At 35.4% G+C, this 14631-nt stretch carries 15 protein-coding genes and 1 riboswitch; of the genes, 5 read left to right on the forward strand and 10 right to left on the reverse strand.

What is annotated here, in order from left to right; all coding sequences use genetic code 11:
- Positions 1-119: 119 nt before the first annotated feature.
- The gene (locus J2Z38_RS08730; protein WP_209774838.1) at positions 120-413 is read left to right on the forward strand and encodes a hypothetical protein; all 294 of its coding nucleotides are present in this window, start codon (positions 120-122) and stop codon (positions 411-413) included.
- Here J2Z38_RS08730 and rsmA read toward each other — a convergent pair.
- From rsmA to metG, 4 genes are read right to left on the reverse strand one after another with little or no spacing between them, the layout of a single operon-like run.
- Positions 399-1241 (reverse strand): 16S rRNA (adenine(1518)-N(6)/adenine(1519)-N(6))-dimethyltransferase RsmA, encoded by an 843-nt coding sequence (rsmA, locus tag J2Z38_RS08735; RefSeq protein WP_209774840.1) that lies wholly within the window; start codon positions 1239-1241, stop codon positions 399-401. The genes J2Z38_RS08730 and rsmA overlap by 15 nt on opposite strands.
- Positions 1238-1768: a ribonuclease M5 gene (gene rnmV, locus J2Z38_RS08740; RefSeq protein ID WP_209774842.1), complete on the reverse strand. Its 531-nt coding sequence runs from the start codon at positions 1766-1768 to the stop codon at positions 1238-1240. Before rnmV ends, rsmA begins: the two co-directional genes overlap by 4 nt.
- Complete coding sequence (locus J2Z38_RS08745; protein WP_209774843.1) at positions 1765-2520, reverse strand: TatD family hydrolase; 756 nt, start codon at positions 2518-2520, stop codon at positions 1765-1767. Before J2Z38_RS08745 ends, rnmV begins: the two co-directional genes overlap by 4 nt.
- A complete protein-coding gene (gene metG, locus J2Z38_RS08750; protein ID WP_209774845.1) occupies positions 2520-4472 on the reverse strand; it encodes a methionine--tRNA ligase in 1953 nt (650 codons plus the stop codon). The genes J2Z38_RS08745 and metG overlap by 1 nt, the downstream gene beginning before the upstream one ends.
- Positions 4473-4840: 368 nt before the next feature.
- Between metG and J2Z38_RS08755 the strand changes: the two genes are divergently transcribed.
- Complete coding sequence (locus J2Z38_RS08755; protein WP_209774846.1) at positions 4841-5230, forward strand: pyridoxamine 5'-phosphate oxidase family protein; 390 nt, start codon at positions 4841-4843, stop codon at positions 5228-5230.
- Positions 5231-5507: 277 nt separating this feature from the next.
- Here the strand turns inward: J2Z38_RS08755 and J2Z38_RS10585 are convergent, their stop codons facing one another.
- Positions 5508-5615, reverse strand: coding sequence for a hypothetical protein (locus tag J2Z38_RS10585; RefSeq protein WP_225304689.1), 108 nt, complete (start codon positions 5613-5615; stop codon positions 5508-5510).
- A 294-nt stretch (positions 5616-5909) separates the two neighbouring features.
- Complete coding sequence (locus J2Z38_RS08765) at positions 5910-6953, reverse strand: hypothetical protein (protein WP_209774848.1); 1044 nt, start codon at positions 6951-6953, stop codon at positions 5910-5912.
- A gap of 381 nt (positions 6954-7334) precedes the next feature.
- Between J2Z38_RS08765 and tyrS the strand changes: the two genes are divergently transcribed.
- Positions 7335-8588, forward strand: a complete 1254-nt coding sequence (gene tyrS / locus J2Z38_RS08770) for a tyrosine--tRNA ligase (protein WP_209774850.1) — start codon at positions 7335-7337, stop codon at positions 8586-8588.
- 115 nt (positions 8589-8703) lie between these two features.
- Here the strand turns inward: tyrS and J2Z38_RS08775 are convergent, their stop codons facing one another.
- From J2Z38_RS08775 to J2Z38_RS08785, 3 genes are read right to left on the reverse strand one after another with little or no spacing between them, the layout of a single operon-like run.
- Entirely contained in the window at positions 8704-9408 is a 705-nt protein-coding gene (locus J2Z38_RS08775; RefSeq protein ID WP_209774851.1) for an ABC transporter permease, read from the reverse strand.
- Between the two features lie 8 nt (positions 9409-9416).
- Positions 9417-10169 (reverse strand): ABC-2 family transporter permease, encoded by a 753-nt coding sequence (locus tag J2Z38_RS08780; protein WP_209774853.1) that lies wholly within the window; start codon positions 10167-10169, stop codon positions 9417-9419.
- Position 10170: 1 nt separating this feature from the next.
- Complete coding sequence (locus J2Z38_RS08785; RefSeq protein ID WP_209774855.1) at positions 10171-11064, reverse strand: ABC transporter ATP-binding protein; 894 nt, start codon at positions 11062-11064, stop codon at positions 10171-10173.
- A 128-nt stretch (positions 11065-11192) separates the two neighbouring features.
- Between J2Z38_RS08785 and J2Z38_RS08790 the strand changes: the two genes are divergently transcribed.
- Entirely contained in the window at positions 11193-11888 is a 696-nt protein-coding gene (locus J2Z38_RS08790; RefSeq protein WP_209774856.1) for a response regulator transcription factor, read from the forward strand.
- Between the two features lies 1 nt (position 11889).
- Complete coding sequence (locus J2Z38_RS08795) at positions 11890-13185, forward strand: sensor histidine kinase (RefSeq protein ID WP_209774858.1); 1296 nt, start codon at positions 11890-11892, stop codon at positions 13183-13185.
- Positions 13186-13229: 44 nt separating this feature from the next.
- Here J2Z38_RS08795 and cytX read toward each other — a convergent pair whose 3' ends face one another.
- Positions 13230-14390 (reverse strand): putative hydroxymethylpyrimidine transporter CytX, encoded by a 1161-nt coding sequence (gene cytX, locus J2Z38_RS08800; RefSeq protein WP_209774859.1) that lies wholly within the window; start codon positions 14388-14390, stop codon positions 13230-13232.
- Between the two features lie 132 nt (positions 14391-14522).
- Positions 14523-14624: riboswitch (TPP riboswitch) on the reverse strand.
- Between the last annotated feature and the right edge of the window lie 7 nt (positions 14625-14631).

A 14631-nucleotide genomic window follows, 5' to 3' on the forward strand; every position in this document is an offset into this window, starting at 1 on the left:
CTATTTTTCTCTAAATTATTTATACCCATTTTTAGAAAATAATATATAATTATCTCAAGGATTTATCTTTAGGATTTAAATATACCCAATATTTGAAAAAATAAAACCTAGGAGCTATTATGAAAGAATTTTCCTACAAAAAATTAAAAGACCTACTTGTAATTGGCCATGAAATTGAATTTGTCTTTGATGATGTATTTTGTTCTATAAATAATTTGGGAGATGAAAATCACGAAAATGCTTGGGTATTTTCTACCGAACACAAGGGCGAATTTACCAATACTTTCCTTTCTGATTTTGATGATAGGAAGACCCTCCTTAAATCTTTAGATAAAATAAAAATCAAAGAAAAAATCCTAGAAGAGATCATAGATAAAAATCTCTATGACCCTTCTAGTCTAACAATTTTCTAATTCATTTACAATTTTTATATAATCATCTAGAGAAAGATTTTCTGCCCTGAGATTTTCCTTAAGGTCCAAAGTTTCAAAAACTTTTCTCAAATCATCTTTTTCCGCCACCGCAGATAGGGAATTTAGGATGGTTTTGCGTCTTTTTAGGAAACCTGCCTTAACTAGGGCAAATAATTTTTCCTTGTTTACATCTTCATCATAAATCCTCAAATCAAGCCTTAGGACAGATGAATCTATCTTTGGCTGAGGCATGAAGACTGACTTTGGAACCTTGGTCAAAAGTTTAGCCTCAGAATAGTATTTTACAAAGACAGACAAAGATGAATAGTCCTTGTCTTTTTCTGTGGCAAGCATCCTATCTGCCACTTCCTTTTGAACCATGATGGTCATAGAGTGGCAATCAAGGTCTTCTTCAAAGATTTTTTCTATAATTGGTGTTGTGATATAGTATGGAAGATTTGACACAAAATCAAAGGCTTCTCCGCCAAAATACTTATCCTGAATTTCTTTCAAATCAGTTTTTAAAATATCCTGGTGGATAATTGTAACATTATCAAAGTCGGACATATTTTCTTCAAGGATTGGAATAAGACTATAGTCAATTTCAATTAGGACGAGCTTTTTGCAAGTTTTTGCCATCTCATAAGAAATTGTCCCAATACCAGGACCTACTTCAATTACGTTTTTCCCGGCAATGTCAGCCCCATCCACGATTTTATCGACAAAATTTTTGTCAATCAAAAAGTTTTGACCCAAAGATTTGGAAAACCTAAAGCCGTAGAGGTCGATTATGTCCTTTACAACCTTTGGTGAATATAATTTTCTCATAAACTTTCTACCGCCCTTTCAAATTCTTCTCGACTTACCCCAAAGGAATTTAGCTTGGCCAAAAGTCCCTTGGAATTATAATAGCCAATCCCTAATAATTCGCCAAGTTTAGCCCTTTTTTCTCGAGACCCATCGCCAATAGAAAGACCATTTTTCACTAAATCTGCCATGGTAAATTCTTCCCTGCGGGTTGTTTCTTCCGCCTTGGCCCTTTTTAGGGCATCTATAATTACCTCAGGCTCTGCATTTTCAACGCCTAGGTCGCCCTTTTTGATGGCTTTTTTCCTGTCAATGTAGGCGTGCTTGGCAGTTGGAATGTGGCGGGCAAGCCTTGCCCTAATTCTTTTACCTGCATAATCAGGGTCAGTTAGGATAATTATCCCGCACCTCTCGTTTATTTCTATAAGTCTTTTTATAAGGTCTTCGCCAAAACCGAGGCCATTAGTTGCAATCATTTCGCAGTCTATTGCCCTTTTGACATTGGCTATATCATCTTTTCCTTCAACAACAATTGTCTCTTTTATCATAGGCCAAAAAACTCCCTTGCGTTTTTACTTGTCCACTTGGCGACTTTCGACAATTTCATTCCCCTTATTTCCGCAATTTTTCTTGCCACTTCTATAATCTTTCTAGGATCATTTCTCATTCCCCTATAAGGATCTGGAGTGAGATATGGACTATCTGTTTCAAGCATGAGTCTTTCAATTGGTACGAGGGCTGCGGCAGCCTTTTCATTTAGACCGTTGCCATAGGTCACAACCCCTCCGATTGAAATATAAAAACCCCAATCCATAAAGGTTTTTAGGGTATCTTCGCTTGTTGAAAAACAGTGGATTTGTACCTTTAAATCCTTATAATTTGATAAAATCTCCATAATATCTTCTGTCGCTTCCCTATTGTGGATTACAACTGGCTTTCCGAGCTTCCTTGCCATATCAAGCTGGGCAATAAAAACTTTTCTCTGTAAGTCCTTGGTCTCTGTTGTCCAATAATAATCAAGGCCAATTTCCCCGATTGCTACAGCATCTTTGGCAAGTTTTTCAATCTCAGCAAGGTCGTTTTCTCCCATTTCTTCAACGTCTGATGGGTGGATTCCTACCTGGGCATAGAAGTTTTTAAATTCCTTGGCAAGCCTTACATTTTCCCTTGAATTTTCAAGGTTTGTTCCTGGATTAACCACAGCTTCTATAGAGAAATTAGACAGGTCTCTTATTATAAAGAGCCTGTCTTCATTAAATTCTTCGCTTGTTAAATGGGCGTGTGAATCAATTAAATTCATTAAGAAACCTTGCTTCCTGGCTTGATGTCGGCGAGTGTTGAAAGCATGGTCAAATCTTCACCAAAATCTGCCGCAAGAAGCATTCCTTGAGATTCGATTCCTCTCATCTTTCTTGGAGCTAGGTTTTTAACCACGATTACATTTTTGCCGATTAAATCTTCTGCCTTGTACCATTTCTTGATGCCTGATACAATTGTTCTTATTTCAGATCCGATGTCCACCTTGAAAACTAGGAGCTTATCAGCATTTGGATGATCATTTGCTTCGATAATTTTTCCTACCACTAGGTCAAGTTTGGTGAAATCATCATAGGTGATTTCTGGCTTAGCTTCCTCTTCTGCTACTGGCTCTTCTTCTTTTTTGTCAGCTAGTCTTTCCTGGATAAGAGCGTTGTTTTTATCGTGAAGTTTTACTAATTCTTCTTCTACATCTAGTCTATCAAAGAGGTTTTTACCCTTAGATACCTTTGCACCTTCTTCTAGAAGTCCGAATTCTTTAGCAGATTCAAAACCCTTGTTGTCTGTGCCAAGTTTTTCTAATATTAATTTTGTAGTATCCTTCATGGTTGGCTCTATAAGTTGGGCAACAATCCTTAGTGTCTCTGCAAGGTTATATAAAACCCTGTTTAGTCTTGGAAGATTCGCCTCATCACGGCCTAAAATCCATGGCTCAGTTTCATCTACATATTTATTGGCACGACGGATTAATTTCCAAATTGTTTCGAGAGCTTCGTTAAATTTGAAAGAATCCATTAATTCTGTAAATCTAACATAGGTTTCCTTGGCAAGAGCGATTAATTCATCGTCAAATTGGCCTTCTTCAGTGCCTTTTTCAATCACTCCTCCATTATATTTTGAAATCATTGAAGTTGTTCTAGAAACAAGGTTACCAAGATCATTTACAAGGTCTGAGTTATACCTATCCATAAATTTCTTAGAAGAAAAGTCCCCGTCAGATCCAAAGTTAAATTCTCTAAGCATAAAGTATTTTAGGGCGTCGTTTCCGTAAAGTTCTACAAGTGGCTCTGGATACATAATATTACCCTTAGACTTACTCATCTTGTCGTTTTCAAACAAAATCCAACCGTGGGCGAAAACTTTTTCTGGAAGTGGAAGATCAAGGGCCATCAAAAGTGCTGGCCAAATTATAGTGTGAAACCTCACTATGTCCTTGCCAATTAAATGAACGCTGGCTGGCCAATATCTTTCAAATTTCTCCTTATCATCCCCATAGCCAATAGCTGAAAGGTAGCAAGAAAGGGCGTCAATCCATACATAAACCACGTGCTTGTTATCAAATGGCACATCAACTCCCCAGTCAAAGGAAGTTCTAGTTACAGAAAGGTCTTCAAGTCCCTTGTTGATAAAGTTATTAAGCATTTCCTTTTGTCTAAAAGCAGGCTCAAGAAATTCTGGATGGTCTTTGAATAATTCTTTTAGTTTATCTGCATATTTGGATAATCTAAAGAAATAAGTTTCTTCTTCTTGGTAGTTTACGTCCCTTCCACAATCAGGGCATTTGCCTTCTTCTAGCTGGCTTTCAGTCCAAAAAGTCTCGCAAGGTGTGCAGTAATATCCCTTGTATTCTCCCTTGTAAATATCGCCTTGTTCATAAAGTTTGTTGAAAATATCTACTACGTCTTTTTCGTGGCTTTTTTCAGTTGATCTTATAAAGGTATCGTAGTTAATATCAAGCTTTTCCCATAATTTTATAGTTTCAGCTGCGATTTTGTCTATAAATTCTTGAGGTTCCTTGCCGTGAGCATGGGCAGATTCCATAATCTTTTGGCCGTGCTCATCAGTACCTGTTACAAGGTAAGCGTCGTAGCCTAAAAGAGTCTTATACCTTTTTAAAACATCTGCAATTATAGAAGTATAGGTGTTTCCTATATGTAAATTGGAGTTTGGATAATATATTGGTGTTGTAATATAATAAGGTTTCTTATCAGTCATTAAGTCATCTCCTAAAAATAATTCTCCTTTTATCATACTTCAAAAGGCTTAAAAATCGAAATTTGACTTTAAAAACAAAAATGCCCGGCACGGGGCCGAGCTAAGTTTGCTATTATTTTTATTTTTTATAGGCTTATCTTCTTCTATTATCTGATTGTCATAATAAGAAACTTGGTAGATGACATCATCATCTAATTTTGTCACCATACTAATGACATCTCCAGTCAACTTTTTCCCATCAAGACTAAGAGGGTTTTTAATATTACTCTTATATTTATGATTTCATATTCAATAATGATAATCATTATTGACAATTTTCATAAATGTGCTATCATATAAGTATAAATAATATATTAAGAGGTAAAAATATGAAATTAACTCAAGAAATAAAAGACTTAATAGGTGAACAACTTGCATATATGGCTACTGTTGATGAGAACGGTAATCCTAATATAGGTCCTAAAAGGACCATGAGGGTTCTTGATGATGAACATCTCATCTATTGCGAAAATACCGATGGAAAACACCATGCCAATATTAAAAATAACGGCAAGGTAGCCATTGCTTTTGTAAAAAGAGAAGACAATAAGGGCTTTAGGATTGTAGGCACAGCCAAATCTTATACAGATGAAGACCATATGAACCTAGCTAAGGAAAAGGCTGGAGTAATGCCAAAGGCTGCTGCTGTAATCATAGATATTGAAAAAATCTATACCCTTGATTCAGGTCCAATAGCTGGAAAATTATTAGAAGTTTAATTCCCATAGTTATTTATAGTTCTACAAAAGAGTTTGGTGCACGGATTATTTCCTGTGCACCAAACTTTTTTATTAATATGGATATTTTTACAATAAATACCGGATTTTATTAATTTCAAGGATTTAGTCCTTGCAATTAATTGCAATTTTTATACCCAAAGGATTAAAGTTGACTTATTTTTTCTTTTACATAAGAAATTTGCCCTAAAACCTCTTCTGGCCCTGGCCCGCCAAAGGATTTTCACATTTTTAGGCAAGTTTTTAGGTCGATGGCCTTTTAGATGTCCTTTTCAAAAAGATCAGATTCTTTTTTATATGTGTCTAAGTCAGGGTCTTCTAAGGTGAAATTTTTCTTTATTGAGTATTTTACTAACCTTGCACTAATGTAGTTGGCGTCTCTAAAGGCGACTTGTTTTTTACCAAATAATCTGCAAGGTCAGTCGCCTTCAAAAACCCAACCTAACATGCCTTTAGCATTTTTTCTTTATTTACAGTAAGACTTTGGATTTGCCCAGCCATTAAGGATTTAAAACCATAATCTTCAATAAATTCGTCTTCAACGTTTTTCTGAAAATATTTTTGAAAATTGTCTATCTTATTGAAAATTCAAGACTTTTATGAACCTAGCTTTTTAATTAAAATCCAGTTTTTTATATTTATGACAATAACCCAACTTTTCCTAGAATTCTAATTTCATAGATGATAAGGCTGAAGCATTTCTAATATTGGCTATGAAGGACCTTAATATCACCAAAAATTCATCTTCAGAAATACCAGAGGATTCTACCAAGTATTCATTATCCAAATCTTTAAACTCTGCCCTATATAAACCTCCCTCTTTATAGGAAGAAAGTAGCATTTCTTGGCCATAGAAATTAGAGATTTTTTTATCTTTCAAGGAATAATCGCTCCAGGTTTCTTCATCCTTGCCTGCCATCTGAAAGAGGATTTGTGAGTCATCCCTAGTTAAATAAATTTCCACAAAAAGTCTCTGATCATAGGCACCTGACTTCGACTTGCCCAAGACTTCTGTTGGTTCTCCAAGCTCATATCCATCAAGATTTTCCACAAGTTTCTTTACTAACTTTCCGCCATTTGCATCAGTAAGTTCCCTAGATTGGGCATCTAGTTTAGCACTTGAAATTCCTTGGTTAAAAACAATTGTATCTTCTGCCCCGCAAGACTCGATTTTCTCAAAACTTAATTCAGGCTTATAGATCATTTTCAAAGTCTTTTCATTTGTGAAATCACTATCTGAAAGGCCCAAAGAATTAAAGTAATCACGGCAAAATTGTAGGGTCTTGGCCCCATTTTCATAAATATCCACCCAATTCTGTTTGGTAAATTTGCCAAAAACAGGGTCGGTCATGGTCTTTACTTCCTTCCACCTAGCCATGTGTTTGTCCCCATATTGGTAGATTTTTATTATGGTTTGGTAGTAGGAGTTATAAAGAGCCATTAATTTCTTAACCTTTGGCCTTTCTAAAACTTGTGCCTTTTCTTTCTCACTAATCTTTCCAACCTTACTTCCGCCAAAAGGATGGACTTGTCTGCCTTTTGTCACACCAAAATGATATAGGGCTGGCAAATACATTCCGTCTTCATAGGTATAATCTCCCTTAAATTGGATCTCTCCCACTGTTTTTTCTTCCTTGGCAAGAACATTTGCACTTGGCATCAAAAATACAAGGGCAAGGGCTCCTGCTAAAAATTTCTTTTTCATCATAACTCCTTTCTATGATTTTGAAACGTTTTCTTAATATTATTTTACCCCCTATTCATGATTTCAATAATTAAATACCACAATAAAGTGAGATTTATTTGACAAAAGTCCACATCTAGTGTTAAGTAGTCCTATAAGAATAAAACTTACAATGAATTCAAGTAGGAAGGGTCTGGAATGGCTTTTTTGAAATTACACTTTCATTTTGTTTAAGGCGAATATGGGCGCCTGTCCCGTATAACGAGTATAAAAAAAGCTGGTACCGCAAATCTTTGCGCTTTTATGCTCTTTTTTTGTGCCTATTTTGACTTTGAAATCCATAATTTATAGGATTTCTCACTTGAGTTCGAAATGACACCAAATTAAAAGAAAGGAAAAATTATGAAATTTACTTACGAAAAAGAATACGATAATGTTTTTGATGAGCTTGTTGATCGTGGTTACTACGAACAAGCTACAAACGAAGAAGAACTAAAGAAGAAACTTGCCACAGAATCTGTGAAATTCTACTGTGGTTTTGATGCTACAGCAGATTCCCTAACTGTTGGCCACCTTATTCAAATCATGGTTATGATGCGTATGCAAAACTACGGCCACAGGCCTGTTGCCCTTCTTGGTGGAGGTACAACCCTTATCGGTGACCCATCTGGAAGAAGCGACATGCGTCAAGTCATGACAGAAGAAAGAATCAACCACAATGCAGAGTGTTTCTACAAGCAATTTCAAAGATTTTTAGACTTCTCTGAAGAAGGCGGAGCAGAAATGCTTAATAACAAGGATTGGCTATTAAACCTTAACTTTGTTGGATTTTTAAGAGATGTGGGAAGCGAATTTTTGGTAAATGAAATGATCAAAAAAGATGCCTACAAAAATAGGATGGCAGCTGGTGGACTAACATTTTTCGAATTTTCTTACATGCTTTTACAATCTTACGACTTTTTAAAGATGTACAGGGAAGACGGCGTAACCCTTGAAATGGGTGGGTCTGACCAATGGTCAAACATCATCGGCGGAGTGGATTTAATCAAAAAACACGAACAAGGCGACGCCTATGGTATGACCTTTGCCCTACTTACAACTGCAGACGGAGTTAAGATGGGTAAAAGTCAAAAAGGTGCAGTTTGGCTTGATAAGGAAAAGACAAGTTCATTTGAGATGTTCCAATACATGAGAAATGTAGATGACAGGGATGTTGAGAAATTCCTCTTACAACTTACCTTCTTACCAACAGCAGAATGTAGAAAATTAGGAAGAGCTACAGAAGCATCTGAAATCAACAAGGCTAAAGAAATCCTAGCCTACGAAGTAGTTAAACTTGTCCACGGCAAGGAAGAAGCAGATGCTGCCCTTGATGCAGCCAAAGCACTTTTCTCTGGCAAAGGTGACGAATCAGCAATGCCAACAACACAAATTTCTGCATCTGACCTACCAAAGGGTCTTTTAGCCCTCATGACAGAAGTAGGTCTAACCAAGTCAAATGGTGAAGCAAGACGAATTGTCCAACAAGGCGGCGTATCTATCAACGATGAAAAAATAACAGATCCAGCCTTTGAAGTCACAGATCAAATCTTTGAAGATAATAGAATAATAATTAAAAAAGGCAAGAAAAACTTCCACAAGGTTGAATTAGCCTAGGAATTTAACCTAAAAATAAACTGGCCCCAAGGCTCGATTATAAACCGAGTAAGGGGTCAGTTTTTTATAAATTTATGACGCATTCTTAGTAAATTTTTATCATGATCTTTCAACATCATTTATTTTCATATTTTAAAAATTTATTTGATAGCCATAAAAATCCTAGCAATTCTATCAGGGCAAAAATAAATAATAGTGTCAAATCGTGCGGATTTATGAACCTAAAATTGTTTGCTTCAATTGCCAAAAAGCTTAGACCTACAATTTTTAAGGACTTGTAGGAACTTGCAAAACCAAACATGGTAAAGATTGCAGATAAGAGCACTATGATCCCAAAGGACCTTAGCCTTATGGCAAGGGCTCCAAAAATCCCAATTATTGGAAGGGCAAGCAAGATGCTAAGGCCTATATAGTAAAAATATATAGAAAAATCAATGGCCGAAAATCCTCCTATATATTTTCCTCCCAAGTAGAAAAGAAGTAAAAAATATATTTGGCAAAGGCAAATTATAATAAAGGCTAAAATCAACTTTGCTCCCACAAAAGCCATATTTTTCTTTGGGCTAAGTCTAATAAATTTTAGGCCTGCCCTGTGTTCTGTTGCCCAAAGGCTTGCTATTACGATTGCAATTAAGGGAATGTAGAAAAACAAAAAGTAAAACAAGCTAACCTGGGTCCACAAAGATTGCCATTCATTGGTTAATATTTCCCTATTTCCCATATAGTTTATAAGGCCAAAGGCGCTTGCTAGTAAGGGAATTATCAGACTTACCAACAAGATATTTGTAAACTTTATTTTTTTTAATTCTAATTTTAACATAAGTCCTCCTAGTCCTTGTATAGATTATAAGTTTTCATTGCCTTTAGGTATGTTAGAGACGCTATTAAAAGAATAAAAGCAATGATTGGTGTATAAAAATTTATTGGATTTAGAACCTGGATAAATTTCCCGCCTTCGCTTACATAAGAAATATTTAATAAACTTGCCATCCAAGCAAAGGGATTTACAAAAGCGAGAGTCTCTGATGTAAGCATGGTTATTACTCCAGTTAGCCCTCCAACTATTCCTATAAATGATAGGGTGTAGACTCTTTTTACTTTCATTTCTATTATCATAAATAGGGCAATAAAAAATAAATTTATTATTATGGCGGATAGGTTTACCAAGGCAAATCTTAGAATCATGTCAGTGTCTATATTAAAATGAATTGACTTTTTTGCTAGTAGGAGAAAGACAATAGCTTCTACTATTTGCAATAAAACTAGCTTTAGGGATAGGTTTTTAAATTTATTTATAAGTATAGAGTTTACTTTTTCTCCAAGACTTACTTGCAACTGCCACATCTTGTTTTTTTCCTCGATTTCAATCACTTTTTTCACCAAAGATGAGATTAAAATCGGATTTATCAATAAGGAAATAAATAGATATGTGTCTAAGATATAGGCTAAAGGATAATTTCCTTTCGCAAATGATTTTGAATGGCTGACCCCTATCACCATTAGCATTTGAGCGAAAAATACTATTAGGATTAAAAAATTTATCCCAAGTCTTTTGTATTTTTTTCTTTCTAAGTTTGCCATATTAAGACCTGCTTTCTTCGATGAAGAGTTTTTCTAGGCTTTCTTTTTCTTCTTCAATCCTGTATAGATCGACCTTGCCATGTAGGAAATTCACAATTTCTGATATTTCCTTGTTTGAAAGCTTGCCTAAGATAATCTTTTTGCCCTCTATACTAGCATAAGGAAGGTCTAAAAGACCAAGGGCCTTTTTATTATCAGAAGTTTGGATTGAAATAAATGGTGGATGGAGCTTCCTATAATCTTCCAAGCTTCCATTGTAAGTTAATTTCCCTTCTTTGAGGATACCAATATGGGTGGAAATTTTTTCTATTTCATCAAGGATATGAGAAGAAATCAAAATGCTTGTAGAAGTGTTTTTCACGATATTTTTAAATAAGTTTCTCATTTCCTCAATTCCCTGAGGATCAAGGCCATTTATAGGCTCATCTAGGATCAATAACTTGGGACTACCGATTAGGGCAATTGCAATCCCTAATCTTTGCTTCATACCCAGCGAATAATCCCTAGCCTTTTTCTTGCCCACATTATTAAGGCCAACAAGGTCAAGAGTTTTTGAAATTTCTCCCTTATCTATTCCCTTAAGGTCGCAAATTATTTCAAGATTTTCATAGCCACTTAAGTGGTCATAAAAGGAAGGATTTTCTATTAGGGCACCGAGATTTTTGTTAAGGTCCTTTTGGTTTTTAGAACTTACTTCTTGGCCAAAAACCCTAATTTCCCCTCCATCTTTTCTCACAAGACCTAATATAAGCTTCATAAGAGTCGACTTTCCTGCTCCATTTTTGCCTATTAGGCCATATATAGCTCCTTCCTCTATTGCCAAAGAGTCAATATCTAGGACTTTCTTCTTGTTATATGATTTTTGTAAATTTTTTATTTCTAAGATTTTTTTCATAATTATTCCTCCTACAAAAAGGATACCAGGCTAAGATAAAAATAAGCTTTAAGCCAGGTCACTTTTACATCACAAAAGCCAAAAATCTAAAAGTATGGTGTATAATTAGGGTAGCAAGGAGGAGTTCAATGGATTTTAGAAATAATTTTTCTATATTAATAGTAGATGACGAAACAAATTTATTGGAAAATTTATATAATTTTTTGAAAGATAAGGGTTTTAAGAAAGTATATACTGCCAAAAACCTCAAGGAATCAAGGTTTAAACTAGCAAACTTTAGAATTGACCTAGTGGTCCTTGACCTAATGCTTCCAGATGGGAGCGGTTTTGATTTGCTAAAGGAAATAAGGAAGGAATCCGATATGGCAGTCATAATCCTGTCTGCCCTTGATGGGATAGATGATAGGAAGGAAGGCTTTGAAAATAAGGCCGACGACTACCTAGTCAAGCCATTTTTCCCTGATGAACTCCTTTGGAGGATTGATGCAGTTTTAAGACGCAGTAAAATTATCAAAAATGAAGAAAAAATATCTCTAGGCAAGGTAATTTTTGATAAGACCAAGGGCAGTCTCATAAAAAACAATAATGAAATTCCCCTAACTGCCACCCAATTTAAAATCCTATCCTACCTAGCCGATAACATGAATATGATCGTTTCGATTGACCGCATTTTGGAAAATATTTGGGAAGATTCCTATGGTTATGAAAACACATTGATAACCCACATTTACAGGATTCGTGAAAAACTCGAAGACAATCCGAGAGACCCTAAAATCTTGATAACCATCAAGGGGCTGGGCTATAAACTCGTAAAAGAAGGCTAGTATGTTTAATTATATAATAAAAAGATTTAAAAAAATTGTACTTAGAATCCTAGCCCTAATGTTTTTTCTAATTTTTTTGCTAATGGTATTTCTCTACCTAAATTATAAGTTAAGCGATGAATATCCAAATCCTAATGATATTTATACCTATGTAGAAAACAATAAAAGCAATTCTTACCTAAATGAAAAAAACAAAGAATTTTTAAAAGAAAATGATATTTGGGCTCTAAGACTTAATAAGGATGGGAAAGTTATCGAATCTTTTAACAAACCAAGGCAAGTTAAGGATAAGTTCGACCTTACAGATATAGCGGGCTTCACCAGGTATTATTTGGCTGATTATCCAGTTTTCACCTATATACTAGGAGATGGTCTACTTGTCTTTGCCTACCCGAAAAATTCTCTGGATAAGTTTCCATCTAATTACTATAACTACCACAACCTTATTTTTAATTTATGGTTAGTTGTCATATTTTTAATATTCTTTTTAATCTTTGTCTATGTTTTTTACAGGATGGATATAAGGGATATACTTAAAAATATTACCCCTTTTCAAAAGGCCATTGATGGTCTTTTTGAAGACGACTATGAAAAACTAGATGAAAGTGGAGAATTAAAGGATTTGGCCTTTGCCATAAATAAGGCAAATGAAAAATATAACAATTTAAAAACCTCACAAAGTAAGTGGATTAGGGGCCTAAGCCATGATGTAAGAACTCCCCTTGCAAAAATTTCCTGGGAGCTAAATAAGGAAAATAAGGAAGAGCTAGATACCAAAAATATCCAGGACCAAGTCCTAAAGATTTCAAATATCCTAGAGGGCTTAAATCTCACTATGTCCCTTGCTAACATTGATAAGGAAGGCTTTGTGGCGGAAAACCCTGTTAAGATAATAAGAAAACTCATAGTTGATAAGTTAAACGAAAACCCAGATAGGGAAATCATTTTTGACAACAAGCTAGTAAACCAAGATATAAAAATCAAAATGGATCCGACTTTATTTTATAGGATGGTAGAAAATATCTTGAAAAATTCTCTAATTTATACAAATGGAAAAATTACCGTCATCCTTCAGACCCTTGATAATAAGTTAATTATTAGAATCCTAGACCAAGGCCAGGGGCTTGGTAGAAATATTATTAAAAAAATTTACGAAGAAGATTTGACCAACATTACAAGGCATGGCTTAGGAATTTTTATCGCTAAGCAAATTTCCGATTTACATGACGGGAGATTTACCATTAAAAATTGCAAGCCGGGTCTTGAAGTTTCCTTCGACTTTGACCTTATCTGTTAAATCTAAAAGACGAGCAAACTCTAAAAGAGCCAGCTCGTCATTTTTTAATCTTTTATCAATTTTTCAGCCAAAATTTTTACTATTATCACAACAACTATACATGAAATTGTCGAACCTATAAGGAGGTCCATCTTCAAAAATACCCTATTTGCGACAAAGCCGATTAGCCAAATTATCATGTTTTTGTAATAAATATTAGATTCTGATTTATCTTTGCCTAGGATAAAGAAATCAGCGATTTGTATTGCTATCATTGGGGCGAAGACTGAACCGATTAGGTATAAAAATTCAGTTATATCATCCATTGGGAAAATAATCGCAGCAATTGTACCGATTATTGTGACAATTATGCCTATTTTTTTCCCGTCAACCTTCTTTGACAAAGATTCGGCGGAAATACCTGCTGAATAGGCATCAAGGAAGGTGGTTGTCACAGTTGATAGGATTATAATTACCATAGCGGCAAGGCCTAGGCCTGATTTTACCATAATCATGGCTATATCGCTCTCTTCTGTGACCAGGGCCATACCCATACCAATTAAATACATCCACATGGAAACTAGGGTGTAGATTACAGTTGATGTGAGGGTTGCTCCCCTTGGGTCTTCTGCCTCCCTAGTGTAGTCGGATATGAGTGGCAACCAGGAAAGTGGCATGGCGACAGCAAGTTCTATGGCAAGGCCAAAGCTCATTGCATCGGCTGCCGCTTGTGAATTGAAGTTTACACCCTTAAATACCTTAAAAGAAAGTAGGATTGTAAGGATAAATAGAAGGGACATGGAAACTGTATTGAGTTTTCCAAGGTTTGATATACCTACCATTATCCAAACTAAGACCAAGGCTCCAATTACAAGGGCCCAAATTATATGTCCTGTAGAAAAAACGTGGGAGCTTGAGATTGCTCCATCGTAGATCATAATAGCAGTCCAACCTACAAGTTGGAGAACATTTAAAAGGGCAAAAAACAAACCACCCTTTTGCCCAAAGGACATTTTTACAGTCTCCATGGCCGATTTTTCGGTCCTACCTCCGATAAGACCTGCCATGTATAATAAAATAGCTCCGATAGCGTGACCAATTACCATTGCCAAAAGACCTTTTCTAAAGCCTAGGGGTGCAAAATATGTTCCTGTAATAATTTCTGCTATGGAAACTCCCGCCCCAAACCAAATCAGGCCATTTTCAAAATTTGACGTTTTTTTCATTTTAAATACTCCTTCCTTTTCTCTTGGGGATTTCTTTCCCCAAATAAGTTAATTTCCTCTTTCATAATCTCTCCTCATTCTTATTTACAAAAAAGGACAAGCCAAGGCTCATCCTATAAGTTCAAAAAAAATATGCATAAAAAATATACATACCTACGTTGGCATTATCCAAATCAGGTAAGGTCGAGGCTAAGCCTCCTCTCAGATCTTTTAAGAACTCCCTTGTATGCCTTATATTTTA

Origin of the sequence: Anaerococcus degeneri (genome assembly GCF_017874475.1) — a bacterium.
Taxonomy (GTDB): Bacteria; Bacillota; Clostridia; order Tissierellales; family Peptoniphilaceae; genus Anaerococcus; species Anaerococcus degeneri.

Excerpts from the sequence above, each read along its gene's own strand:
- J2Z38_RS08730 (WP_209774838.1), top strand. The coding sequence starts at position 120 with ATGAAAGAATTTTCCTACAAAAAATTAAAAGACCTACTTGTAATTGGC.
- rsmA (WP_209774840.1), bottom strand. The coding sequence starts at position 1,241 with ATGAGAAAATTATATTCACCAAAGGTTGTAAAGGACATAATCGACCTC.
- rnmV (WP_209774842.1), bottom strand. The coding sequence starts at position 1,768 with ATGATAAAAGAGACAATTGTTGTTGAAGGAAAAGATGATATAGCCAAT.
- J2Z38_RS08745 (WP_209774843.1), bottom strand. The coding sequence starts at position 2,520 with ATGAATTTAATTGATTCACACGCCCATTTAACAAGCGAAGAATTTAAT.
- metG (WP_209774845.1), bottom strand. The coding sequence starts at position 4,472 with ATGACTGATAAGAAACCTTATTATATTACAACACCAATATATTATCCA.
- J2Z38_RS08755 (WP_209774846.1), top strand. The coding sequence starts at position 4,841 with ATGAAATTAACTCAAGAAATAAAAGACTTAATAGGTGAACAACTTGCA.
- J2Z38_RS08765 (WP_209774848.1), bottom strand. The coding sequence starts at position 6,953 with ATGAAAAAGAAATTTTTAGCAGGAGCCCTTGCCCTTGTATTTTTGATG.
- tyrS (WP_209774850.1), top strand. The coding sequence starts at position 7,335 with ATGAAATTTACTTACGAAAAAGAATACGATAATGTTTTTGATGAGCTT.
- J2Z38_RS08775 (WP_209774851.1), bottom strand. The coding sequence starts at position 9,408 with ATGTTAAAATTAGAATTAAAAAAAATAAAGTTTACAAATATCTTGTTG.
- J2Z38_RS08780 (WP_209774853.1), bottom strand. The coding sequence starts at position 10,169 with ATGGCAAACTTAGAAAGAAAAAAATACAAAAGACTTGGGATAAATTTT.
- J2Z38_RS08785 (WP_209774855.1), bottom strand. The coding sequence starts at position 11,064 with ATGAAAAAAATCTTAGAAATAAAAAATTTACAAAAATCATATAACAAG.
- J2Z38_RS08790 (WP_209774856.1), top strand. The coding sequence starts at position 11,193 with ATGGATTTTAGAAATAATTTTTCTATATTAATAGTAGATGACGAAACA.
- J2Z38_RS08795 (WP_209774858.1), top strand. The coding sequence starts at position 11,890 with ATGTTTAATTATATAATAAAAAGATTTAAAAAAATTGTACTTAGAATC.
- cytX (WP_209774859.1), bottom strand. The coding sequence starts at position 14,390 with ATGAAAAAAACGTCAAATTTTGAAAATGGCCTGATTTGGTTTGGGGCG.